This is a genomic window from Blautia sp. An46, from assembly GCF_002161645.1.
In the GTDB taxonomy this organism is placed as follows: domain Bacteria; phylum Bacillota; class Clostridia; order Lachnospirales; family Lachnospiraceae; genus Blautia; species Blautia ornithocaccae.
Genome location: NZ_NFIF01000016.1, coordinates 12,718 through 37,758, shown reverse-complemented (window position 1 = coordinate 37,758; position 25,041 = coordinate 12,718). Strand labels below are relative to the sequence as shown.

General features: G+C 46.1%; 25 protein-coding genes and 1 pseudogene. 25 read left to right on the top strand and 1 reads right to left on the bottom strand.

The features are described 5' to 3' along the window. Window positions 1-2 precede the first annotated feature (2 nt). The 9 genes and pseudogenes from B5G00_RS13040 to B5G00_RS13005 all read left to right on the top strand — a co-directional run bounded on the left by B5G00_RS13040 (window position 3) and on the right by B5G00_RS13005 (window position 8,414). Window positions 3-905, top strand: coding sequence for an alpha/beta hydrolase (locus B5G00_RS13040; RefSeq protein WP_242971359.1), 903 nt, complete (start codon window positions 3-5; stop codon window positions 903-905). Further along, window positions 902-2,263, top strand: coding sequence for an MATE family efflux transporter (locus tag B5G00_RS13035; protein WP_087273440.1), 1,362 nt, complete (start codon window positions 902-904; stop codon window positions 2,261-2,263). The genes B5G00_RS13040 and B5G00_RS13035 overlap by 4 nt, the downstream gene beginning before the upstream one ends. Before the next feature lie 54 nt (window positions 2,264-2,317). Continuing rightward, window positions 2,318-3,256 (top strand): prolyl oligopeptidase family serine peptidase, encoded by a 939-nt coding sequence (locus tag B5G00_RS13030; protein ID WP_242971358.1) that lies wholly within the window; start codon window positions 2,318-2,320, stop codon window positions 3,254-3,256. 20 nt (window positions 3,257-3,276) lie between these two features. Continuing rightward, window positions 3,277-3,480 (top strand): annotated as a pseudogene (locus B5G00_RS19835) (flavodoxin family protein); the annotation flags it as partial. 103 nt (window positions 3,481-3,583) lie between these two features. Further along, window positions 3,584-4,471, top strand: a complete 888-nt coding sequence (locus B5G00_RS13025; RefSeq protein WP_087273438.1) for a LysR family transcriptional regulator — start codon at window positions 3,584-3,586, stop codon at window positions 4,469-4,471. A gap of 184 nt (window positions 4,472-4,655) precedes the next feature. Next, a complete protein-coding gene (locus B5G00_RS13020; protein WP_087273437.1) occupies window positions 4,656-5,822 on the top strand; it encodes an iron-containing alcohol dehydrogenase in 1,167 nt (388 codons plus the stop codon). 167 nt (window positions 5,823-5,989) lie between these two features. Beyond that, window positions 5,990-6,181, top strand: coding sequence for a hypothetical protein (locus B5G00_RS13015; protein WP_087273431.1), 192 nt, complete (start codon window positions 5,990-5,992; stop codon window positions 6,179-6,181). 287 nt (window positions 6,182-6,468) lie between these two features. After that, window positions 6,469-7,806 carry an MATE family efflux transporter gene (locus B5G00_RS13010; protein ID WP_087273429.1) on the top strand — a complete coding sequence of 446 codons (1,338 nt, stop codon included), beginning with the start codon at window positions 6,469-6,471 and terminating at the stop codon, window positions 7,804-7,806. A 2-nt stretch (window positions 7,807-7,808) separates the two neighbouring features. Then, window positions 7,809-8,414, top strand: coding sequence for a cytidylate kinase-like family protein (locus B5G00_RS13005; RefSeq protein ID WP_087273427.1), 606 nt, complete (start codon window positions 7,809-7,811; stop codon window positions 8,412-8,414). Between the two features lie 5 nt (window positions 8,415-8,419). Here the strand turns inward: B5G00_RS13005 and B5G00_RS13000 are convergent, their stop codons facing one another. Beyond that, a complete protein-coding gene (locus B5G00_RS13000; protein ID WP_087273543.1) occupies window positions 8,420-9,718 on the bottom strand; it encodes a putative ABC transporter permease in 1,299 nt (432 codons plus the stop codon). A gap of 402 nt (window positions 9,719-10,120) precedes the next feature. Between B5G00_RS13000 and B5G00_RS12995 the strand changes: the two genes are divergently transcribed. From B5G00_RS12995 to B5G00_RS12920, 16 genes are all read left to right on the top strand, one after another. Next, window positions 10,121-10,888 carry a flavodoxin gene (locus tag B5G00_RS12995; protein ID WP_242971357.1) on the top strand — a complete coding sequence of 256 codons (768 nt, stop codon included), beginning with the start codon at window positions 10,121-10,123 and terminating at the stop codon, window positions 10,886-10,888. Between the two features lie 7 nt (window positions 10,889-10,895). Beyond that, window positions 10,896-11,900: an aldo/keto reductase gene (locus B5G00_RS12990; protein ID WP_087273424.1), complete on the top strand. Its 1,005-nt coding sequence runs from the start codon at window positions 10,896-10,898 to the stop codon at window positions 11,898-11,900. Window positions 11,901-11,915: 15 nt separating this feature from the next. Beyond that, on the top strand, window positions 11,916-12,767 hold the full coding sequence (locus tag B5G00_RS12985; protein ID WP_087273421.1) for an aldo/keto reductase: 852 nt from the start codon (window positions 11,916-11,918) through the stop codon (window positions 12,765-12,767). A 161-nt stretch (window positions 12,768-12,928) separates the two neighbouring features. Further along, entirely contained in the window at window positions 12,929-13,819 is an 891-nt protein-coding gene (locus tag B5G00_RS12980; protein ID WP_242971366.1) for a DUF362 domain-containing protein, read from the top strand. Window positions 13,820-13,905: 86 nt separating this feature from the next. Beyond that, window positions 13,906-14,808: a permease gene (locus B5G00_RS12975; protein ID WP_087273418.1), complete on the top strand. Its 903-nt coding sequence runs from the start codon at window positions 13,906-13,908 to the stop codon at window positions 14,806-14,808. Window positions 14,809-14,972: 164 nt separating this feature from the next. Next, window positions 14,973-15,770: a flavodoxin gene (locus tag B5G00_RS12970; RefSeq protein WP_087273415.1), complete on the top strand. Its 798-nt coding sequence runs from the start codon at window positions 14,973-14,975 to the stop codon at window positions 15,768-15,770. Between the two features lie 27 nt (window positions 15,771-15,797). Next, window positions 15,798-16,859, top strand: coding sequence for an FAD:protein FMN transferase (locus tag B5G00_RS12965; RefSeq protein WP_087273413.1), 1,062 nt, complete (start codon window positions 15,798-15,800; stop codon window positions 16,857-16,859). 26 nt (window positions 16,860-16,885) lie between these two features. Further along, window positions 16,886-17,557 (top strand): DUF4405 domain-containing protein, encoded by a 672-nt coding sequence (locus tag B5G00_RS12960; protein WP_087273410.1) that lies wholly within the window; start codon window positions 16,886-16,888, stop codon window positions 17,555-17,557. After that, window positions 17,557-18,309, top strand: coding sequence for a flavodoxin (locus B5G00_RS12955; RefSeq protein ID WP_242971356.1), 753 nt, complete (start codon window positions 17,557-17,559; stop codon window positions 18,307-18,309). Before B5G00_RS12960 ends, B5G00_RS12955 begins: the two co-directional genes overlap by 1 nt. Next, window positions 18,285-18,503 carry a hypothetical protein gene (locus tag B5G00_RS12950; protein WP_087273408.1) on the top strand — a complete coding sequence of 73 codons (219 nt, stop codon included), beginning with the start codon at window positions 18,285-18,287 and terminating at the stop codon, window positions 18,501-18,503. Before B5G00_RS12955 ends, B5G00_RS12950 begins: the two co-directional genes overlap by 25 nt. Window positions 18,504-18,610: 107 nt before the next feature. Then, window positions 18,611-19,408 carry a Fic family protein gene (locus tag B5G00_RS12945; RefSeq protein ID WP_087273406.1) on the top strand — a complete coding sequence of 266 codons (798 nt, stop codon included), beginning with the start codon at window positions 18,611-18,613 and terminating at the stop codon, window positions 19,406-19,408. 433 nt (window positions 19,409-19,841) lie between these two features. Beyond that, a complete protein-coding gene (locus B5G00_RS12940) occupies window positions 19,842-21,038 on the top strand; it encodes an ATP-binding protein (protein ID WP_087273404.1) in 1,197 nt (398 codons plus the stop codon). Between the two features lie 186 nt (window positions 21,039-21,224). Further along, window positions 21,225-21,608 carry a Na+/H+ antiporter NhaC family protein gene (locus B5G00_RS19365; protein WP_242971355.1) on the top strand — a complete coding sequence of 128 codons (384 nt, stop codon included), beginning with the start codon at window positions 21,225-21,227 and terminating at the stop codon, window positions 21,606-21,608. Window positions 21,609-21,710: 102 nt separating this feature from the next. Next, entirely contained in the window at window positions 21,711-22,139 is a 429-nt protein-coding gene (locus tag B5G00_RS12930) for a hypothetical protein (protein ID WP_087273402.1), read from the top strand. 23 nt (window positions 22,140-22,162) lie between these two features. After that, window positions 22,163-23,506 (top strand): vWA domain-containing protein, encoded by a 1,344-nt coding sequence (locus B5G00_RS12925; protein WP_087273400.1) that lies wholly within the window; start codon window positions 22,163-22,165, stop codon window positions 23,504-23,506. After that, window positions 23,503-25,029, top strand: coding sequence for an ATP-binding protein (locus B5G00_RS12920; protein WP_087273398.1), 1,527 nt, complete (start codon window positions 23,503-23,505; stop codon window positions 25,027-25,029). The genes B5G00_RS12925 and B5G00_RS12920 overlap by 4 nt, the downstream gene beginning before the upstream one ends. The last annotated feature ends 12 nt before the right edge of the window (window positions 25,030-25,041 follow it).

Below are 25,041 nucleotides of genomic sequence, written 5' to 3'. Positions count from 1 at the left end.
ACGTGATAAATAAGGATACAAAGGTAGTAGACGTAATAGAGGATCCTCTTTTTAAGGGATATGGCAGACTGATCTTTCCCACAGCTTTCGGGAGACCTTCACCGTCTATGGCTCTTTCCCAGGCAGGCTCTATGTTGATCTACCATAATTATGTAAATACAGACACCACCCTGGATGTAATACGGCATATGCAGAAGGAAGTGAAGGCAGGTCGCCGGATTTTTTACGATATTTATACAGAGGCGGAGAAAAAGCGGGACCCGGATAAACGGGATACCGGACTGTTTTTCTTCCGTGGAAAGCCCAATGCTCCCTTTGCCTTGGTCTGTGCAGGAGGGGGCTTCTACTATGTAGGGGCAATCCATGAAAGCTTTCCCCACGCTTTGGAACTGAGCCGCCGGGGATATAACGGATTCGCCCTGATCTACCGCACAAGGACAGCAGATACTGCCTGTGAGGACCTGGCCAGAGCCATCCGCTTTATCTTTGAGCATAAGGCGGAGCTGGAGGTGGATACAGAGGGATACTCTCTCTGGGGAGGCTCGGCAGGAGCCAGAATGGCCGCCTGGCTGGGGGCCTACGGACCGGGAGCTTTCGGAGAAGGAGAGCTGCCCAGAGCGGCTGCAGTGATCATGCAGTATACAGGACACAGCCAGTACAGCAGGCTGGATCCTCCAACTTATGCCTGTGTAGGAGACAGGGACGGCATTGCGGACTGGCGGGTCATGAAGAACCGTCTGGAATGCCTGGAAACCCTGGGCACAGATACAGAATTTCATCTGTATCCCGGCCTGCGCCATGGCTTTGGTCTGGGCGTTGGAACCAAAGCTGAGGGCTGGCTGGACGATGGGGTGAGATTCTGGGAGAGAAACAGAAAAAGAAAGAAGGCACACAGGAGAAGATGAAAAAAGAAGTCTCGGAAAAAGAACTCTTTGAGACCATGCCGGTCCCTAAAGCAGTAGCCACTCTGGCCATTCCTACGGTGATCAGCCAGGTGGTGACAATGATCTATAATCTGGCCGATACCTTTTTTGTAGGACAGATCGGGAACCCCTATATGGTGGCAGCAGTATCCCTGGTCTCGCCATGGTTTAACCTGCTGACTGCTCTGGGAAACCTTTTCGGATTGGGAAGCGGAAGCCTTATTTCCAGAATGCTGGGGAGAAATAACCACAGGGATATTAAAAATGTATCTGCTTTCAGCATATGGGGAGGAGGGACTGTTACTCTGGCATTTTCCCTTCTGACATTCCTCTTTCGAGAGCCTCTTTTAAATTTTCTGGGTGCAAGTCCGGATACCTATGGATATGCAGAAAGTTATCTGAACTGGGTAGTGGTTCTGGGGGGAGTGCCTACTATGCTGAGTTTGACTCTGGGGCATCTGCTGAGGAGTGAGGGACATGCCAGACCTGCCAGTATCGGTATGATGTTTGGGGGTATCCTGAATGTAGTGCTGGACCCTGTGCTGATCTTTGGCTTTCATCTGGAGGTAACGGGAGCTGCCATAGCAACGGCATTTTCTAATCTTGCCTCAGTGGTATTTTTTGTACTTATGTATATTCGTTTGAGAGAGAAAACAGCAGTGTCTCTTCACCCCAGACACTTTACTTTCCGGTTTGTAGGGCGGATTTTCTCTGTAGGACTGGCTTCGGCCCTGGCTACGGCTCTTGGAAATGCTTCAAATATGGTTATTGTAAAATTGTCCTCCGGATATGGGGATATTCCTGTGGCGGCCTATGGCATTGTAAAGCGGATCGATCAGTTTCCGTTGAATGTCTCTATGGGACTGTGTCAGGGATTTATGCCCCTGGTAGGTTATAACTATGCAGCCAGAAATTACAAGCGGATGCGGTCAGTATCCTTCTTTTCCTGGAAAACAGCGCTGATTCTGTCAGCTTGTTTTGTGGCCTGCTTTGCAGTATTTGCCCCTCAGATTCTCCATCTTTTTATTCCAGAGCCGCAGACCAGCGCATTGGGCGCCAGGTTTCTCAGGATTGCCTGTCTGGCAGTGCCCCTTACAGCAGTGAACTTTCTTATCAGCTATACCCTTCAGGCTATGGGGAAAGGCCCTCAATCGGCTATCCTTACCTTCAGCCGTCAGGGGCTTCTGAATATTCCTCTGTTGATTCTCATGAATATAACTGTTGGACTTTATGGCATGATCTGGACCCAGCTGGTAGTGGAAGTGATCATGCTGCCAGTATCCTTCGGCATGTACATGCACACACTGAAAGGGCTGAAAAATGTGGAAAAGCAGGAATGATTCCAGGGGAAAATGTGGAAAACAGAGAATACAGTAAAAGAGGTGAACAGAGATTTGAAAGAAAAGATAATGGCTTTTTTCATGGCTGGCATTCTGCTTTTTATGGGCGGATGCGGAACTATGGAAAACAGAGATACAGAAAATAATACAGAGACTGGTTCTGAAACAACTTCTGCTCTGGCAGGTGATTCAGAAGAAACTTCCAGAACAGAGGATTCCCAGGAGAGCGCTTCCGGAACAGAGGAAAAGGGCGATTATGTGACAGAAGGCACAGAGGAATACCGGGGATTTACTCTGGATAATGTGCTCCATTCAGAAACCCAGGGAGATATCCATTTTAACCTTTATGTTCCTGACAGCTACGATGGAGAGGAACCCTGCGCAGTGTTTTTCACTCTGCCAGGTTATGAAAGATTGTATTTCCAGGGAGTGGGGGAAAACCTCTACAGCGAGAACTTTGGATTTGAAGCCCAGGCCTATGACCCGGATATGATCATTGTGGCCCCTCAACTTTCAGACTGGGGAGAGACCTCGGCGGATCAGACTATTGCCCTGGTGGAATACTTTCTGGCGAACTATAACATTGACCTGGACAGAGTTTATGGAGAAGGCTATTCAGGAGGAGGAGAAACCATGTCCCAGGTTATGGGAAAGAGGCCGGAGCTTTTTGCAGCTTATCTTCAGTGCAGCTCTCAGTGGGATGGGGATTATGAACCGGTTATAGAAAGTCGGACTCCGGTGTATTTTGTTATCGGAGAAAGTGATGAATACTATGGCTCTCAGCCCACCCAGGAGGCCTATGACAATCTGTATGAGCTTTACCGGCAGGAAGGTCTATCTGATGAGGAAATCAATCAGCTTCTGGTGCTGGACATCAAAGATGCAGATTATTTCGAAAGCCAGGGTGTGACCGTCCAGCATGGGGGCGGCAATCTTTTCGCCCAGGATGAGGAGATCATGGGGTGGCTTTTCAGCAAGCAGAGAGAAAATTGAAAAAGATAAAATTCTACAGATATGGAGGAAGGAAGATTTTTGAACTGAAGCCAGGGGCAGTGGTGGTATCTGCCAGAAGAGCAGGAACTACCGCCACCATAGACCAGATGAATAAATATCTGCTGTATGCCTAGATGCCGGTAGTTTCTTCCCGATACTGGAACATGGTCCATGGGCAGACTCCGGATCAGCACCAATTATATCCGGTAAAGAAAAATAAAGAGTATTGACAGCGAACCTTTGCCGCATTATATTTTTTACAATAGTAAAGTTAAAAAGTATCAGGACGCTGAAAATATTCTATAAATAAAGGAAGGGGAAAGACTTATGTACAACCTGCAGCTTGAGACGTTTATTGTTGTGGCGGACATGGGGAGCTTTAATAAGGCGGCAGAAGCTCTCTATATCACGCCCCCCGCTGTTACCAAACAGATCAATCTTCTGGAAAAAGATCTGGGCCTGAAGCTGTTTAACAGGACCCATCGGGGCCTTGCCCTTACAGAGGCGGGAAAATCTCTTTACAGAGATTCCAAATATATCATCCAGTATTGTAAGGAATCTGTGGAGCGGGCCAGAAAGGCTATGGAGGAGAAGGATAATATTATCCGGATCGGGACCTCTCCCATGACCCCTGCCGGGCCTCTTATGCAGATCTGGGCCAAGGTACAGAAAGATTATCCGGATATCAAGCTGCAGATGATCCCTTATATGAACAGTCTGGAAAATGCCAGGGAGATTCTGAAAAATCTGGGAGAGAATATTGACGTAGTAGGAGGCATCTTTGATGAGACTATGCTGAAGCTTCGCCAGTGTTCCGGACTGGAGCTCTCCAGACAGCGGATCTGCTGTGCGGTTTCTGTGAACCACAGACTGGCCGAAAAGGAGATGCTCACTTTCCAGGACCTGTATGGAGAAAATTTCCTGATGATGCACCGGGGCTGGAGCAACTATGTAGATGAGCTCCGGGATGACATCTGGAAAAACCATCCTCAGATTAATGTAATAGATTTTGACGTATACAGTGTGGATATTTTTAACCAGTGCGAGAACAGTAATGACATCCTTATGGCAGTAGAAAACTGGAAGGAGGTCCACCCATTGCTGAAGGTGATACCGGTAGAGTGGAAATATACGATTCCCTACGGAATCCTCTATTCTCAGGAGCCTTCTGCCCTGGTAAAGAGATTTCTGAAAGGGATACAAAAGACTTTGTAAACACAGATATAGCTAGTATAAAGTGAAAGGTATGTACTGGGAAACTAATGGAGACTTCTGCGGAAGTCTCTTTTTTCTTATAATAAAAGCTGTAAAATAAACAGAAACGGGACAGGCCCAGGAGAAAACTCTCAGGTAAATGCAGGCGCAGATTGATAAAAACTAACAGGAGGGGACACAGGCAATGAATAATTTTATATATGAAAATAAGACTAAGGTCTTTTTTGGACGGGGATGCGTAAAGGAATTTCTGACCTGTCTGGTAAAGGATTATGACACCATAATGATGGGCTACGGACAGGGCTCTGTAAAAAGAAACGGGATATATGATGAGGTTCTGGGAATCCTTATGAGAGAAGGTAAGACCGTGGTGGAATTTCCGGGGATCATGCCGAATCCTACCTATAAAAAAGTAATGGAAGGCGTAAAACTGGCAAGAGCCCATCAAGTGCAGATGATATTGGGAATCGGCGGCGGTTCTGTGATGGACTGCTGTAAGGCAGTGGCTCTGGCAGCCAGATATAAGGGAGACGCCTGGGAAAACTTCTGGGACAGGAAGGGAATCGTTGATTTTGAACCAATACCGGTAGGGGTGATACCCACCACTGCAGGGACAGGAAGTGAGTGCAATGGCGCCGCTGTGATCACCAATGAGGAGGAAAAGGTAAAAATCGGCTATGATTATCCTAAATGCAACCCGGAGTTTGCCCTTATGGACCCTGCATATACATTCAGTGTGCCCAAGGAACAGATGGTATCCGGGGCCTTTGACAGCCTTTCTCACATTATGGAAACTTATTTCAGCGGTCCAGACAGAGACAATGTGTCTGATGATGTTGCAGAGGCGCTGATGCGGAACGTGGTGCGGAATCTGCGGACTGCCGTGAAGGACCAGGAGGATTACACCGCCCGTAGCAATCTTTTCTGGGACTCCACTTTGTCGGAAAACCGGCTGATCAAGCTGGGAAAGAAAGGAGACTTTGGATGTCATCTGATGGAACATCAGCTGGCGGCCTATACAGACTGTAATCACGGGGAGGGAATGGCAGTGCTGCATCCTGTGTACTACCGCCATATTTACAGAGATGGTTTGAAAAAATTCGTAAGGTTCGCCAGAAATGTATGGGAGATTTCCGGAGAGGGAAAAAGTGAGGAAGCCCTGGCAGAAGCAGGAATTGACGCTCTGGCAGATTTTATCCGGGAAATCGGACTTCCCGCCACCCTGCAGGAGCTGGGGATGAAGGACAGGAAACAACTGGGAGAGATTGCGGAATCTTGCCATTTTTCACCGGGAAGCTACCGGAAGATGACTTCCGGGGAGATACTGGAGATTTTCCAGGAGTGCTTTTAATATGCTGAATGGACATCTTCGATGACACAGGGAGAAGCTTTTGAAGGGCTATTTGAAAATATTGTATAGATATCTGCGGATTGATAGAGTATAATAAAACGATACAATTTACATTGATAATATCATTCCGAGAGGACAGGCGTATAAAAGGTTATAGGAGGTAAGGCATGAGTAGAGAAACATTAAAAAATCTTATAGAACTTGTTCCTGAAAATGAAATAGATATCCTATATCATGTAATTGTTAAATTTATCCCGGAAGTGGAGCCTGAACCAGAGGAAATAGAAGCAATACGTGAAGGACGTAAGGACAGAGCTGAGAATGGAACGGTATCTCATGAAGAAATAGACTGGGGATGACCAGAATTGACAATTACCATCAGGTATGCTAGACTACAGGCAGTTACTCGGAGGGGCGGCTGTAAAAAAGGCCGGCTGGATAAGAGGCTGGTTGAGATATCTGTTCCTCGGAGGGCAAGTCGTTCAGCAGAAATGGCAGGCCGGATAAGAGATAAGCTGAGATGCTTATTCCTTATCCGGCTTTTTTCAGCGGTTTTTGAAAGACCTTGTGGCCCTTTGAGGCAGGGAAACAGACTAGCAGGGCCTTTCGGGTTCTTCTGCACTAGAAACGATTGGAGGAAAAGAAAATGGATTTTTTAAACGGCAAGATTAAAACCCTGTATTTTAAGTACTTGTCTGCAGCCTTTGGAAGCGCACTGATCACGTCCATCTATTCCATAGTGGATATGGCTATGGTGGGACAGTACCACGGGCCGGAAGGCTCCGCAGCTTTGGCGGTAGTTGCACCGGTGTGGAATATCATCTACAGCCTGGGACTTCTGATGGGAATCGGGGGCTCTGTTCTTTTCAGCACTATCAGAGGAAAGGCAGACGGCGATATCCGGAAGTCCAATCAGTATTTTACCGCTTCGGTAATCGGCTCTGTTATACTGGCCGCAATCGTCTGGCTGCTGATCATCTTTTTTGATAAACAGCTTCTGGTTTTCTTTGGAGCGCAGGATAATACTCTGACCCTGGCAAGGGAGTACGTGGAGCCTATTAAATTTGCCATTCCCTTTTTCCTGTTTAACCAGATGCTGGCAGCTTATTTGAGAAATGACAAGAATCCGTCCCTGGCCACAGGGGGAGTTCTGGCTGGGGGTATCTTCAATATCTTTGGAGACTATTTCTTTGTATTTGTCTGCGATATGGGGGCGTATGGAGCAGGACTGGCTACTGCTATCGGTTCTGCCATCAGCTTCCTGGCTATGCTGTCTCATTTCTTTATGAAGAAAAATACCCTTCGGCTGGTAAAACCGGAAGGACTTTTTAGAAAACTGAAAGAAATTACGGTCACTGGATTTTCTACCTTTTTCATCGATGTGGCCATGGGCATCCTGACCATTCTGTTCAACAGACAGATTATGATCTATCTGGGAACAAACGCCCTGGCAGTCTACGGAGTGATCGTTAATATCAGCACCTTTGTTCAGTGCTGTGCCTACAGCGTGGGACAGGCTTCTCAGCCGATTATTTCCACCAATTATGGAGCCGGACTGGGAGACCGGATACGCGAGACATTGAAATATGCTCTGGGAACTGTTGCCTTTTTCAGCATCCTGTGGACAGCCCTGAGCATGCTGATCCCTAACGCTTTTATCCGGCTGTTTATGGCGCCTACCGAAGATGTGCTTGCCATTGCGCCCGCCATTATCCGGTGTTACGGGATTTCTTTCCTGCTCCTGCCGTTAAATGTGTTTTCCACCTACTACTTCCAGGCTCTGATGAAGCCGAAGATTGCATTTATCGCTTCTGTAGCCAGAGGACTGGTGATCAGTGGAATCCTGATCTGCCTTCTGCCGGCAGTATTGGGCGGAAACATCATCTGGTTTGCAATGCCGATCACCGAATTAGTTGTGGCTGTTTTTGTTGTCAGTGAAATGATAAAATATACAAAACAACTGAGTGCAGAAAGGAAGGGATGACCATGAATAAAATTATTACCATTGGCCGTGAGTTTGGAAGCGGAGGCCGTGAACTTGGCAGGAGACTGTCAGAAAAGCTGGGATTTGCTTACTATGATCAGGAAATCATCAGTGAGATCGCCAGAAGAACAGAGATGTCGGAGCATTATGTCCAGTCTGTGGTGGAACATCAGCCCCACTTCTCTTTTCCCATTCATATCGGGCGGAGTTTTTACCCTGCAGCCAGTCCTGTTTTCGATCTGACCATGACCATCTACCAGGAGCAGTCCAGGATCATCCAGGAAATGGCCATGAAATCAGACTGTGTCATCGTAGGACGCTGCGGAGATTATATCCTGCGGGATCAGAAGCCTTTCCGGATCTTTGTCTACGCAGATATGGAAAGCAAGATGACAAGGTGCCGGGAAAAAGCCTCCCAGGAGGAGAAAATGACCGATAAGGAATTAAAGCAGCATATTCTTGGCATCGATAAAAAACGGGCGAAATACTACGAATTCTATACCGGCCATAAGTGGGGCGATAACCTGAATTTTGATATGTGCATCAATACTTCCCATATGGTCATCAAAGAGATGGTGCCTGCACTTGCAAAACTTTTTGAAAACTAAAACAGCTATATGGATTTTGCATTAGGATAGATTTTTTCCATCCGTTCATCGTCAAAGTGCTGGTCTATGACCTTTTCCCATCCGCTTTCGGCAGCAGGTCCCCCGTCCCTCTGGTCATAACGGATCAGAGCGACGACGGAGACCAGCATATTGACTGCTATGAATGCAGCCAGGACCCATGTAAGGATATATCCCCATAACTTGGGGATTTTTTCTATGCAGGCAGACAGCGGCGGATACAGCCATTTGATCCAGATAACTGCGGCAATGCCCCAGAAAAAGCAATACAGAAGGTTGACCCTTCCGTCCAGGTTAAAGGGGATATCGCTGTAGTCCCAGAATACCTTTCCGAAGACAATCTCGGAGAGTACGCTGCACACATATTCATAGGCTCCTCCAAGAAAGGTGCCTACGAAAAAGAGATACCGGTCCGGCTTCTCTTTGTCTTTATACAGGAGTACGGTGGCAAATACAATGGCAAATCCCCATACAATGCTGAAAGGTCCCCAGACCAGACTGCTCCTGCTCATCCAGACCCCGGCAGTGATCCGGCAGAAAATGGTTTCTACAAAATCTCCCAGGATACAGGCAATGAAAAACAGCCAGAAGAGTTTGTAGAAACCACACCCTTCGGCGAATTTCCCTTCCCTGCGGATTTCCTCGGCTCTTTCCATGATTACGGGATAAGCCTTTGCCATACGGCGTTCTACGTGGCCCACAATAGAAGCTCCGAACCTGTTTGTAAAAACAGAAATCTTGTGCCTTACACGGGCTGCTCCTGGAATCTCGTTTTTAATATGAAAGACTGCGGCCAGAGAGAGGAGAATGTCCAGAAAGGCAGCGATCCCACATATCCAAACCAGCAGCTGGGCGAAAAAATCCGGGATCAGCCGATATGCCAAAAGGAGAAACCGGTTTCCATACCGCATGCTGAGAAGCCCCAGTACCGCCCACAGAATACTGTACTGCAGGCAGATATAACCGTCATAATTCCATTTCTTACCTGAATAATCCCACCACTTATGACTGTTCAGCCGTTCCAGCAGTTTTCCGGTGAGCCATTCCACCATGGTAGCCAGAATACCGCAGCCTATAAGAAGAAAGAATGTATTATCCAACAGATCTCCGGTAGTCAGGGTCATAAGAACCGCGGCGATTCCATAGACAAGACAGAAAGGACCCGTTGAGAATCCTCTGTTTATAAATCTTCGGTTTTTTATAGTACCTACTACTGTCTCAATGATCCATCCCAGAAAAGAATAGATCAGAAGCAGCCATAAAAGCTCTGTGATCGTATAATCCATAATATTCCATACCCTTGTATATGCAGGGCATCCCCTTTCTATAGTTTTTCCGGAATTCAATCCGGACTTCATTTTCCCGGAATAAAAGGCGAGAAAACGGAGAATTTCTGGATATAGTATAGCAGATATAAAGAAGAGAAGATACTTACTATTTTCTAAAGATAGGAGGAACTTGTACCAGGGGGCTATGTATTTTAAGGCATAGCCTTCTGCCTGTGACATATAATTACGAACAAAATATAGCAGTATGTACCTAAAGGTTCCTACTGGTAAACTAAACGAGTCTTCTGAGGAAGGCTCGTTTTTCTTATAATAAAAATGTAAAAACAGTCTGCTGGATTTCGTGGACAGCAGCCCCCACATCAGCGGACCTGAAAGTTTCGTAAGAAAGGATAGTGAGATATGAAAAAAAGAATCGCAGCATTGATGATAACAACGATTTTTGCTCTGACAGGGGCAGGGTGCAGCCAGAATGATTCTTCCGGGCAGGCAGCAGACAGCAGCAATGCCCAGGAGGAGGAGGCGGCAGAAGACGGCAATGCCCAGGAGACTCCAGCAGAAGATACCGGAGATACAGCTTCTTCCGATACGGAAACGGCTCAGGAAGGCCAGTCTGAAAGCTCCAATATCCTCATCGCCTATTTTTCTGTGCCTGAGGATGTGGATACAAAAGGAATCGACGCCAATGCAGGAGCCAGCGTTGTGGTAAGAGAGGGCCAGGTCATGGGAAATCTGGAGTATATGGCAGATGTAATCCAGCAGACCATTGGCGGAGATCTGTTCCGGATCGAGACTGTGGAAGAATATCCTCTGGACCATGAACCACTGGTAGATCAGGCAGCCGAAGAACAGGATGAAGAAGCCAGACCGGAACTGTCCACACAGATAGAGAATCTGGATCAGTATGACACTATCCTTCTGGGGTATCCTAACTGGTGGGGGGACATGCCTATGGCGCTGTACACTTTCCTGGAGGAATATGACTTTTCCGGAAAGACCATTATTCCTTTTACTGCCCATGGAGGCAGCGGTTTTTCTGACACAGTGGATACCATTGCAGAGCTTCAGCCAGATGCAGAAGTCAGCGATGAGGGACTGAGTATTTCCAGAAATGATGTAGCAGAAGCTCAGGAAGAGATCAGCTCCTGGGCCCAAGGATTAGAGAGGTGAAGATAAAATGAAAAAGCGTATTTTAGGTAAAGATTTAGAGGTTTCTGCAGTAGGATTAGGCTGTATGGGCATGAGCCATGCCTACGGCCCTGCAGCGGATAAAAAAGAGATGACAGAACTGCTGGCCCAGGCGGTAGAGATGGGCTATACCTTTTTTGACACAGCGGAGGTCTATGGAACCCCTGAGAATCCCCACGATAATGAGGAACTTCTGGGAACGGCGCTGAGGCCTTACAGAGACCAGATTGTCCTGGCTTCTAAATGCGGAATCCGGTTTGACGAGACTTCTTCTGCAGTGAATAAGCCTCTGATACCCGATGGAAGGCCGGAGACCATTAAGAAATCTGCAGAGGGCTCTCTGAAACGACTGAATACAGACCATTTGGATCTTTACTATATCCACAGGATTGACAAAAATGTGCCTATTGAGGAAACGGCAGGAGCTATGAAGGAACTGATAGAAGCCGGAAAGATTACCCATTGGGGTATTTCCGAAGCAGATGAGGACACTTTGCGGAGGGCCTGCAAAGTCTGCCCGGTAACTGCAGTACAGAACCGCTACTCTATGATGTATCGGGATTATGAGGCGCTGTTCCCTGTACTGGAGGAGCTTCAGATTGGATTTGTGGCCTTTTCTCCTCTGGCAAACGGATTTCTTTCTGCAAAGTACAATAAGGATTCCAAGTTTGCAGAAGGAACCGACTACCGTAGCGTAATGCCCCAGTTTTCACCAGAGGCCATAGATAAGAACCAGGAGATGCTCCGGTACCTGGAAGAGATAGCAGATAAGAAAGACGCTACCCCGGCTCAGATCTCTCTGGCCTGGATGCTGGCAAAGAAGCCCTGGATCGTACCGATCCCCGGAACCAGAAAATACGGAAGACTGCTGGAAAATGCCCAGGCTTCAGAGGTTGAACTCACAGACCAGGAAGTCAGAGAACTGGATAAAATGCTGGATACAGTTCCAATGTCAGAAGTATTCGGCGGTTCCAGAGTGGAAGAGAAAAAATAGAAAGGAAGATGCATTATGGAATATGTAACTTTAAATAATGGAGTAAAAATGCCTCAGCTTGGATTTGGGGTTTATCAGATCAAGGACCCGGCCCAGTGTGAACAGGCCGTCCTGTATGCTATTTCCGTAGGCTATCGTCTGATCGATACAGCGGCTTCCTATGGGAATGAAGAGGCTGTAGGCCAGGCCATCAAGAAATGCGGAGTCCCCAGAGAAGAGCTGTTTATTACTACAAAGCTGTGGATTTCTGACACCAGCTATGAAGGAGCCAAAGCTGCCTTCCGGAAATCCCTGGACAGACTGGGACTGGATTATCTGGATCTGTATCTGATCCATCAGCCTCTGAATGACTATTACGGCGCCTGGAGAGCCATGGAAGAACTGTATAAAGAGGGAAAAGTACGGGCTATCGGCGTGTGCAGCTTCTATCCTGACCGTCTGGCTGACCTTATCGCTTTTAATGAAGTGGCTCCTGCAGTAAACCAGGTGGAAGCAAACGTTTTCTTCCAGCAGAAAGAGTCTCAGGAATACATGGAGTCCAAAGGTGTGGTCATGGAAGGCTGGGCGCCTTTTGCAGAGGGAAAAAACAATCTGTTTCAGAATGAGACCCTTCAGAAGATCGGAGATAAATACGGAAAGAGTATTGCCCAGATAGTTCTCCGCTGGCTGCTTCAGAGAGGGATTGTATGTATTCCCAAAAGTGGAAATAAAGAACGTATGGAGCAGAATTTCAATGTATTTGATTTCCAGCTGGCTCAGGAAGACATGGACAAGATTGCTGAATTAGACACAGGGGCAAGCTGCTTCTTCAGCCACCGGGACCCGGCAGTAGTAGAGAACCTGGCAGGTCTTGTAAGAAACGTATAAATAGTAGGAAAGGAGCCTGAATGAAAAAGAAAGTTGCAGCGGCAGTGGTGCTGGTAATTGTGATCCTGGCCTGCATTGTAGGCTACTATTTATACCGGATGTGGCCCATGCTGAGCACCACTATGGGAGAGGTGGAAAATACAGAGGAACATCAATCTCATATGGCAGGGGACCAGCCTTCCGACGAGGAAAATGTATCCACTGTTTACATGACTACAGAGATTAGCCCAGAGGGTCTGATGAATGCCTATGAAGCTCTGGGAGTGGAGCTGACAGGAGAAAATACGGCAGTGAAGCTGTCTACAGGCGAACCGGGAAGCAACTATCTGGATCCGGATCTGATCAAAGATTTGGTCCAGTATGTGAATGGCACAATTGTGGAGTGTAATACGGCCTATGAAGGATCCCGGACAGAGACTCAGATGCACTATCAGGTAGCAGAAGACCATGGATTTACGGATATTGCAGATTTCGTGATCATGGATGAAGACGGCTCTGTGAGTATTCCGGTGGAGGGCGGTAACCGGATGACCGAAAATCTGGTAGGGGCCCATTTCCCGGAGTATGACGGATTCCTTGTGCTGTCCCATTTTAAGGGCCATGCCATTGCCGGATTCGGCGGCGCTATTAAAAATATTTCCATTGGAATGGCTTCTCAGGAAGGAAAGTGCCTGATCCACACGGACGGCGTCAGCCATACCAGCCCCTGGGGCGGAGCCCAGGATCCCTTCCTGGAGTGCATGGCGGAGGCTGGAAAGTCTGTGCAGGACAGCCTGAACGGAAATATTCTGTATATCAATGTGCTGAACCGCTTGTCCGTAGACTGTGACTGCGACTCAAGTCCTGCAGAGCCGGACATGCACGATATCGGTATCTTGGCTTCCACGGATCCGGTAGCCATTGATCAGGCCAGCGTGGATCTGATCTATGAAGCAGAAGACGGAGCTTCTCTGGTAGAGAGGATGGAATCCCGGAATGCGGAGCATGTGCTTCAGCATGGAGAAGAAATCGGCCTGGGAAACCGGAGCTATGATCTGGTATCTATTGATTAGGCTTTTCAAGGTGACTGCTGAAAACCGGATAAGGAAACTGGCCGGAATCTTTAGACAAGAATGAAACAGAACAGGAGAGAAAGGGCATGTTGGAAGTTATAGAAAGAGAATTTATCTATATCAGCTATTATTTTATGGTGCAGCTGCGGCAGATTTTTGTCTACTGGGTGGCAGGCATGGTCATTGGCTCTCTTGTCTCTGTATTTGCAAAAAACGCCATTCATAGTCTTTTTGGAGGACTGAAAGATAAAAAAATGGGAATCTGGGGAGTGATCCCCGCAAGTCTTCTGGGAACTTTATACCCTTTGTGTATGTATGGAACAATTCCCATTGCAGCCTCCTTTTCCCGGCAGGGAATGCGGGATGACTGGCTGGCAGCCTTTATGATGAGCAGCATTTTGCTGAATCCTCAGTTAATGCTTTACAGTATAGCCCTGGGAGGCCAGGCTCTGACCGTCCGGCTGGTTACCTGCATTTTTTGCGGGATTCTGGCAGGGCTGCTGGTACACTTTCTTTGGGGAAAGAAAGCATTTTTCCGCTTCGACGGGTTTGCGCCAGGCCCAGGCCGTGACACGGACCCCGATCTTTTCCTCCGTTTTTTAAAAAATCTGGGGAGAAATGTGAGAGCTACGGGCCCCTATTTCCTCATAGGCGTTCTTCTTTCTGCATTGTTTCAGAGATATGTACCGGCAGATGCTTTTGCCAGTCTTTTCGGAGAGAACGAAGGCTTCGGCCTTCTTTTAGCCGCCACCATCGGTGTGCCCCTTTATGCCTGCGGGGGAGGGACTATACCCCTTCTGCAGCAGTGGCTGGCTTCGGGCATGAGCATGGGCGCGGCAGCCTCCTTTATGATCACCGGCCCTGCCACCAAGATTACCAATCTGGGTGCTTTAAAAATCGTGCTGGGCTTCCGGCATTTTTTTCTATATCTGATTTATGTGATGCTTTTTTCTATGGTAAGCGGATTTATTGTAAACCTCGTGCTATAGGACAAGAGACAGGAAAGAGATGGGTCTGGGGCGGGAGTCCACACAGAAACCATAAGGTTAATACTGGAAAACTAATGGAGTATTCTTTTAAGAAGAATACTCTTTTATAATAAAGCTGCAAAGTGAAATACAGAAAAAACACTTTATGAAAGAGAGGATATGATATGGCATATAAGAAGAAATACGCAGCATTTCTGCTTACTGCAGTGCTGGGAGCATCTCTGGCAGGCTGCGGCGCTTCCGGAGGAAATACCCGGGAAGAAACTGCAGCTCAGACAGAAGCAGCACAGGAGGATGCAGCCCAGGAAGGCACCACCCAAGAAGATACTGCACAGGCAGATACTGTGCAGGGAGAGGAGAGTACAGAGAGCAGCTCTCAGGAGACAGACGAGGCAGGCAGTTCGGAAGAGAATGCAGGAGGAAGCAACATTTTAATCGCTTATTTTACCGCAGCGGAAAACAGCGGTGTAGATGCAGAAGCTTCTGCCAGTTATTCAGAAGTAGATGGAGAGGCCAAGGGAAGAATGGAGGCCCTGGCAGAGATGATCCAGGCGGAAACAGGAGGAGACCTGTTCTCCATCCAGACAGAGGAAGTTTATCCTGCCGATGGAGGAGACTTGATCGACTATGCTGCCGAAGAGCAGGATGAAGATGCCCGCCCGGAACTTAGCACACACATTGAAAATCTGGATAATTACGACACGATCTTTATCGGCTATCCGAACTGGTGGGCGGATCTTCCTATGCCTCTTTATACCTTTTTCGAGGAATATGACTTTTCCGGGAAAACCATTATTCCTTTTAATTCCCATAATGGAAGTCGTTTTTCCAACACAATCAGTACAATTCAGGAGCTGGAGCCAGAGGCAACGGTGATTGAAGATGGATTTACCATTAATGAACGCCAGGTTCCCGATGCAGCAGGTGAGATCGCAGACTGGCTGGATGAGATCGGATATTGACCGGAGGCTAAAAAGACAGGGATATAAATGCTGAAAAGATATATTTATAAAATTCTTCTTATAGCATGCTGCCTCTGCCTGGGTTCCTGCAGTTCAGAGCCTGGAACCGGAAGGCAGAGGGATACAGAGAGGTCTCAGGCCAAGGAGCGGGAATTCTTTGCAATGGACACCTATATGACTTTTACCGCATACGGCCAGGAAGCAGACACAGCTCTCCAGGCAGCGGAAGAGGAGATCCATAAACTGGAAGGGGAATGGTCGGTGACCGATGAAAACAGCCAGATTTACAAAATAAATCACAGCCAGGGAGCACCGGTAACACTCAGCGAGGATACCGCCAAAATCCTGGACTTTGCCCTGGAAATGGCCCGGCAGACAGATGGGGCCCTGGACCCCACTATTTATCCCATTATGACTGCCTGGGGATTTACCACAGACCAAAACAGGATTCCCTCCTCAGAAGAGATAGAGTCTCTTCTGGAAAATGTAGGATATGAGCAGGCAGCTCTGAATGGAAATCAGATCCAGCTTCCGGCAGGAATGGAACTGGACCTGGGGGCTGTGGGAAAAGGCTATGCCGGTGACCTGGCAGCAGAAATTCTGAAAGACCGGGGAATCACGTCAGCCCTTCTGGACATAGGCGGCAACATACAGGCCATAGGCTCCCGACCAGATGGCAGTAACTGGCGGCTGGGAATCCGGAATCCTTTCGGAGAAGGCCAGGTAGGAGTTCTTTCCGTATCTGACCGGGCAGTGGTCACTTCGGGAAATTACGAAAGATATTTTGCAGGCGATGATGGTCAGACATACGGACATATCATAGATCCTTCCACCGGATATCCGGCAGATACAGGACTGGCCTCTGTAACTATAATCGCAGATACAGGAAAAGTGGGAGATGCTCTTTCCACGGCCATGTTTGTGAAAGGCCCTCAGGAAGCAGAGGAATACTGGAGGGCCCATCAGGATTTTGACATGCTGATGATAACTGAAGACGGAGATATACGGCTGACGGAAGGCATTCAAGACAGTTTTACATTAAGCGGCAGTTTTGCAAATATGGAAGTCCAGGTAATAAGGTCTCAGTGATAAGAAAAGGAAAAGGAGCTTTATTTATGAACAGGAAACAACAGGCGAAGATCGCCGTGGATATATTCATGACTCTGTGCCTTCTCTTCCTTATGCCCTATGAGCTGATAGGAGAGGCAATCCATGAATGGATCGGAGCAGGAATGTTCCTGCTGTTTATCCTTCATCATATCCTGAACAGAAAATGGACCGGAAATCTCACCAAGGGCAGATATAAACCGCTGCGGATCATACAGACAATCCTGGTGATGCTGATACTGATCTGTATTTTAGGCTCTATGGCCAGCGGAATCATACTTTCCAGACATGTGTTTGCCTTTTTGAAAATACGGGACCTGAGCGCTCCCGCCAGGGTAATCCACATGACCTGCGCCTACTGGGGATTTGTGTTGATGTCTCTGCACCTGGGTATCCACTGGGGAATGATGATGGGAATGGCAGGGAAAATCTTCCCAAAACCTTCCAAGGCAAGGAACTGGATTTTAAGGCTGGCAGGAATCGGAATCGCAGGATATGGAATTTATGCCTTTATAAAAAGAGATATTCTCAGTTATCTGCTGATGCAGGTACAATATGTATTTTTCAACTTTGAAGAGCCGGTAATCTTTTTCATTCTGGATTATATGGCAGCTATGGGACTATTTGTCTTTATCGGCTATTACCTTCGGAAAAGGCTTGCCAGGAAAAGGCAGGGATAATGAAACAGATAAACAACAGTATTAAAAAAGGAGCAATGATGATCATGAAAGCAAAGAAATTATTATCCATAATCTTAGTGGGAGTATCAGCAGTCAGCCTTCTGGCAGGCTGCAGTTCAGGAATCAGCAGCCAGGACAGTTCTGCAGAAGAAACTGCCGGCAGCACTCAGGAAGAGTCGTCAGAAGAAACAGAAGAAGCTCAGACCGACACTCAGGGAGATACAGAAGAATCCGACCAGGAGACAGGGGCTTCTGATACTTCCGGGGCAGGAAATGTACTGGTAGTTTATTATTCTGCTACGGGAAATACAGAAAACGTGGCAAATATCATTGCAGAGACAACTGGCGGAGACCTTTTTGAATTAGAGCCGGTAGAGCCTTATACAGACGAAGACCTGAACTATAGTGATGAAAACAGCCGTGTATCCAGAGAGCATGAGGACGAAAGTCTGAGAGATGTGGAGTTGGCCTCTACAACAGTAGACAACTGGGACTCCTATGATACTGTATTTATCGGATATCCGATCTGGTGGGGCATCGCCGCCTGGCCGGTAGACTCCTTTGTAGAGAACAATGATTTTACAGGAAAGACTGTGATTCCATTTGCAACCTCCGCATCATCAGGACTTGGCGAAAGCGGACAGCTTCTGGCGGACATGGCAGGAACTGGAGACTGGCAGGAAGGTATGAGATTCGGCTCCAGACCAGACGAAGCAGATGTGCAGGAATGGGTGAATGGACTGGGGTTGTAAACATTGAGAACAGAATAGGTAGAAATAGGGGCAGGGTATTGGGTATCCTGCCTTTTTTAGTGCCATTTAAGGGGCCAAAAGAGATTTTTAAATGGCATTTTGAATTTCTTAAAAATAGGAAAAAAGATAATTTACTTATTGGGAGGAACAACAGCTACGCTGATATTCTGATAGATATCGCTGTGATTCTATGATATACTATGTAGCAAAAGAATCACAGGGCAAAGGGTGTTTTTTTGGGGCATGATAATACTAGGAAAGCAGAAACCGTTCATTTGATTATATATGGGAGGCAGATACCATGCCATTATTTGACAATGAAAATAGAATCTTACAGATCGAAACAGAAAAAGAGGAAATTTTTAAGTTTATGGAAAATCCGCTGATCAGTCAGCCGTTTACCGAAGATTTTGCCAAGAGGTTTTCATGGAGTACAAATGCAATCGAGGGAAATACACTGTCACTGGAAGAAACAATCGCAGTGATCGATTACGATGAAGTAAGATCGAACCATACCTATTCAGAATATACAGATGCAAAAAATGCGTACTATGCAATTCGGAAAATGCTACTTCCCTTTGCGAAGACAGTTATTGATGAAGAGTGGATCCAGAAGGCAAATGGATATATCAGACATATGCAGGGAGAGTATAGAGATACCACGGTTTATATTGGAAATCTGGCGGAAGCTGTATACTATCCGCCGGATCCGCAGGATATTCCGGAGCTTATGAAAAGTTGGATCAGGGAAACAAATATAGAAGCAGTGACAGTGAAAGAGGTTTTTGAAAAAATTGCAGCCAATCATGTCCGGTTTGAACGGATCCATCCTTTTGCAGATGGAAACGGAAGAACCGGGAGGATGATCATTAATCAGCAACTGATCAATAACGGGTTGCTGCCTGTCTCAATCCAGTCGACTGGAAAGTACAGAGAAGCATTCAGAAGATATGATAAAAGAGAAGATCTTTCAGAAATGGTCTATGTTTTGCTGAGAAGCGAACTGGAATCTTTTGACAGAGTCCGCAGCCTGGCTTTGAAACTTTCCAAAGATCGGGAGAAACAGAAAAAGGAAATGAAACATATTCAAAACAGATAGAATCGATAGGATCTGTAACAGAAGGCCATCCGGACAAAATGTAACCCAATCGTGGACATTATACTGGATGTGTGTCTGAAAGAAGATGCCACACTTTTGTATCCTGTTAAGCCCAGTAAAAACAAGGGCTAGGAGAAACGACCTCCGGTTTAGTATCCGGTCAGGAGCGGATGAAGCAGATGTTCAGGAATGGGGGAATGGACTGGGTCTGTAATTGTTAGAAATAGAATATGCAGAAATGTGGGCAGGGTGTATGGCATCCTGCCTTTTTTGCATGGGAAAAAGAAACAGTCACATGGCCATTTTCAAAAAATAAAATATATTGTTTTTTTGAAAGCGATATCTTGCATATACTCTATGCAGACGATATAATAAGCACAACAGGATGGTTTCGAAAAAATAAAAAAATATAATTTTTGAAAGTGGTGAAAATATGAAAATAATTACGAGAAGAAAATACCTTGATAGAATTATTGAACTGAATGGAACGCCTGATATTAAAATTATTACTGGTATTCGACGCTCGGGCAAGTCGAAGCTGATGCAGGCGTATATTGAATATTTGAAAAGTCAATTTGAAAATATTAACATTATTTTCATTGATTTTATGGACCTGGCATATGAAGAAATTAAGGAATACCATGCATTGCATTCCTATGTGGAAGAAAATTATCAGGCAGGAAAAATAAATTATCTTTTTGTTGACGAAGTCCAGATGTGTCCTAAATTTGAACTTGCGATCAATAGTCTGTATTCTAAGGGAAAATACGATATTTACGTAACTGGCTCAAATGCTTTTTTGCTGAGTGCTGATCTGGCAACTCTTTTTACAGGACGTTTTATTGAAATTCATGTGTTCCCTTTCAGTTTTCAGGAATATTGCCAGTATTATGATGAAATCAGCGATAAAGACAAGCTTTTTGATAGCTATTCAATGCAGGGCGGTCTTGCAGGTTCCTATCTGTATAGAACAGAGAAAGACAGAACGAACTATATCAAAGAGGTTTACGAAACGATTGTTACAAGAGATCTGGTGCAGAAATATGCCTTGCCTGATACGTTTGTTCTGCAGCGGTTGAGTGAGTTCCTTATGGATAATATCAGTAACCTGACATCTCCGAATAAGATCAGCAAACTGCTGACAGCTAATACGATTACGACGAATCATGTGACGGTTGGAAAATATATTAAATATTTGTGTAATGCCTTTGTTTTTTATGACATTAAGCGTTATGATATTCGGGGGAAAAAATATCTGGAAAGTTCAGAAAAATTCTATTTATGTGATACTGGTATCAGGTACGCAGTTCTCGGAAGCAGAAACATGGATTATGGTAGAATATATGAGAATATAGTCTGTATCGAACTTCTTCGCCGTGGATATGATGTTTATGTCGGAAAACTGTATCAGAAAGAAATCGACTTTGTGGCACAGAGAGGAAGCGAAAAAATATATATTCAGGTAAGTGATGATATTTCCGGACAGGAAACATTTGAGAGGGAGTGTTCACCGCTGCTTCAAATACGAGATGCTTATCCTAAGATGATTATCGCCCGGACCAGACATCCGAAATACAGCTATGAAGGAGTTAACATTCACGATATAGCTGACTGGCTGCTGCAGGAATAGTTTGATGGAGTGGGGAATGGGAGAATGGACTGGGTCTGTAACTGCTGAGAACAGAATATTTTGGAAATATGGGCAGGGTATTGGGTATCCTGCCTTTTTCCTGCTTAAATCTATATTTTATAGGACAATTATAGGACATTAATAGGACAATATGTCCTGTTAAACAGTGATGTAGATGGAAACAATATGAATAAATCAGATGTGATTGACAAAGAAAATTATATTCCAGGAGAACCTATTTTTACCGGGGATATTGATATCCCAGGGATGACAGAAGAAACTCTTAGATATCATTTAAAAAAGCTTACTGACAGCGGAAGCATATCTCTTACTGGTGTGTATCTGGTTACCTTTTCAATTGTGGGACCGATTCTGGGACCATTGTTTGATAAGTATAATCTTCACAGGAAGAACTTGTCCCGCATGCTGGAAGATACGGGAACCGTCTTTTCGCCTATTATTCCATGGAGCAATATCTCTATCTTTATCCTGGGAACTCTGGGAGTCAGTTCCTTTGAATATGCCACAATCCTTGAAGACACTTGGATTGTGGCATTTCCTGCGTTATGAAAAAGAAAGGATGGGCCTGCTTCTTGCCATCCCCCCCTCTAGATGTTAAAATCTTTAACAGAGAAATAAATTAGAGAAACCTACTGAAGGAGCCATAAAATCGTGAAAAATAATGAAAAATTCCAGACGGATGTGGAAATGGTTCCCAAGGCTCTCCGGGACCAGGCCCAGACCAGGGAGCCGGAAGAGGAAGCAATTGGACTTTATAGGAAATTTACTACTACAAAACAAGAGCCTGTGCGGCTGGCAGCGGCCCTTCGTGGATTTTTTCTGCCTGAGGCAGAAGACCAGGAGAAAGAGGCCTATGGCATATATCTGAAAAGCAGGATCCGCCCGGCAGTAGAAGCCCTGATTGACGGCGATGATGTAGAAAAGCTGGAAGAACTGGAGTCTCTGGGCTGGCTGGATGGAAAGAATCTGGACAGTTTTATCCGGATTGCCAGACAGAAGCAGAAAAACGCTGCACTGGTATGGTTCTTACATTTGAAAAAAGAAAAGAACGGCTTTAAAGACAGGGATTTTTCCCTTTAGCAGTATGAAGGCAGGTGAGAGGAATGGACGGGATATTTGAGGAAAGACAGCAGGAGGAGGCTCGGAAGCGCCGGGAGGACCTGGGAATCCGGATACTGCAGAACTGCCGGAATGAGCTGTATTCTTATTTTCCCTATCTGGACGGGGCATTTGCCGGTCTGCCATACCGGCCACGGGAAAAGGACAGGACTATAGGTACAGATGGTGAGTATCTTTATTTTTCGCCGTCCTTTCTGATCCGGAAATACAGGGAGAATCCCCGGAGCATCCGGCGAGGATATCTGCATATTCTTCTCCACTGTCTGTATCTCCATCCTTTTTACAGAGAAACCTTTCCCCCAAGGGGAGGGAAGGACAGAGACCGATGGAACCTGGCCTGGGATATGTGGGTGGAAGAGATCATAGAGAGAGAACAGATACTTGACCTTTCGCCAGGGAGAGATCCCATACGGGAACAATGTTTTGGGATTATGAGAGGACAGTCTCTGTCAGCAGAGAAAATATATCATATGCTGGAAACAGGAAGATTTCCTTATACTGCTAAGGAACTTCACCGGGCTTTTTCTTTTGATGATCATCGATGCTGGGAGAAGAAAAAGCAGGAGAAAAAAGGAGCAGGGACCAGAAAAAAATGGGAGGAGATCCGTTCTCTTACCGGACAGAAAAAGCAGCAGAAGAAGAAAAGAGCAGGTACCCACAAGGGATCTGACGAGGAGGAAATGGAAGTACGGTATCGGGGAAAATATGACTACCGAAAGTTCCTGAAACGATTTGCAGTGCCAAGGGAAGAGGTAGAGCTGGATACAGAGAGTTTTGATTATATTTTTTATAATCTGGGTATGGAGCGGTATGGGAATACTCCTTTAATCGAGCCCTTAGAATATAAAGAGGTGAACCGGCTGGAAGAATTAGTTATTGCCATTGACACGTCCAGTTCCTGTTCAGCGGAAAGGGTCCAGGGATTTCTGGGGGAGACCTATGGGATACTGGAGGAAAAGGAGAACTTTTTTCGGAAGATGAAGGTCTATCTAATCCAATGCGACAGCTATATTCAGGATGTGAAGGTCATCCATTCTGAGGAAGAGTGGAAGGCCTACAGCAGAAATATCAAGATCCGGGGCAGAGGCGGTACAGATTTTCGTCCGGTGTTCCAATATGTCCGTGAGCAGCAGGAAAAGAAGGAAATCCGGAATCTGAAGGCCCTTATCTATTTTACAGATGGAGACGGGATTTATCCTCAGAGTAAGCCGGATTATGAAACTGCATTTGTATTTCTGGAGAAGACGGCCAAAATGGATATGGTGCCGGACTGGGCTTATAAACTGGTCGTTCCGGCAAAGACAGGGAAACAAGAGGGAGCACTATGAACATAAAAGAGGCAAAAACAGAGATTATCAATACTATTCGAGCATATAACAAGAAAGACGACCTGGGATGCTACACCTTTCCTTTGGTAAGGCAGAGGCCTATTCTCCTTATGGGACCTCCCGGAATCGGAAAGACCGCCATTATGGAGCAGGCTGCCCGGGAATGCAGAGTAGGACTGGTAGCTTACACCATTACTCACCATACCCGGCAGAGTGCTATTGGACTTCCACACATTGAGACGAAAATGTATCAGGGAAAAGAAGTTAGTGTTACAGAATATACCCTCAGCGAAATTATTGCTTCCGTGTATCGGTGCATGGAGGACACAGGAAACAAAGAAGGGATTCTCTTTATCGACGAGATTAACTGTGTATCAGAAACTCTGGCGCCGACCATGCTCCAGTTTCTTCAGAATAAGACTTTCGGAAGTCATAAGGTGCCCAGAGGGTGGATCATTGTTGCAGCAGGAAACCCTCCGCAGTATAACAAATCCGTCCGGGAATTTGACATTGTTACTTTGGACAGAGTGCGTAAGATTGACGTAGAAGCAGACTGTGACGTATGGATGGAGTATGCCTGCCGCCAGGAAGTCCATCAGGCAATCCTATCCTATCTGAGGATTAAGAAAGAAAATTTCTATTCTGTGGAAAACACCGTAGACGGAAAGTTTTTCGTCACAGCCAGAGGCTGGGAAGATTTGTCAGAAATCCTGAAAAGCTATGAAGCGTTCCAGATTCCTATAACGGAGGCTTTAGTCAGTCAGTATCTTCAGAAGGAAGAGACGGCCAGGGATTTTACAGCCTATTATCAGCTGTACCGAAAATATGGAACAGATTATGGGATTACGGATATACTGGAAGGCAGCCTTTCAGACAGAGACTACGAGGAAAAGGCGGCTATGGCTGGGAAAGGCGGTTTTGAAGAGAGGTTTACGGTAGTGAACCTTCTGATGGGAGCTCTTCATACCTCCTTTGCCGGCTTTGCAGGAAGAGAAGGAAAGCTTATCAGCCTTCACGAAGCCCTGGGCTATCTGAAAAACTATGTCCGGGAACACGGAGAAATCCAGGAGATAGAGGCCTTTATCCAGAACCGAAGGAACAGTATGGAAGTGAAGATAGAAGCAGGATTGATGACGGAGAAAGAAATCGGAAAAGAAAACTGGGTGATTGGAAAGCTGGAAGAATATTGCCTGAACCTGAAAAAAGAACATATCCGGAAATCTTCAGAAGGATTTGAAAGGATTAAAGAGTATTTCAGCAGAGAGACTCATGAGAGAAGCAAGGAGATAGAGAAAATCCTGGAACAGACAGAAAGAGCCTTTAGATTTGCAGAGAAGTCCTTTGGAGACGGACAGGAGATGGTACTTTTTGTATCCGGCTTGACCCAGGACACTCTGGCTATGGATTTCCTCAGCCTTCATGAAAGTCCGCTGTATATGAAATGGAGCGAAAAGCTTCTTTACAGGAAGGAAGAGGAAAAGCTTCTGGAAGAATGCAGGAAGGAAGAAAGCATGCTGGAATAGCAGACGCTTTTC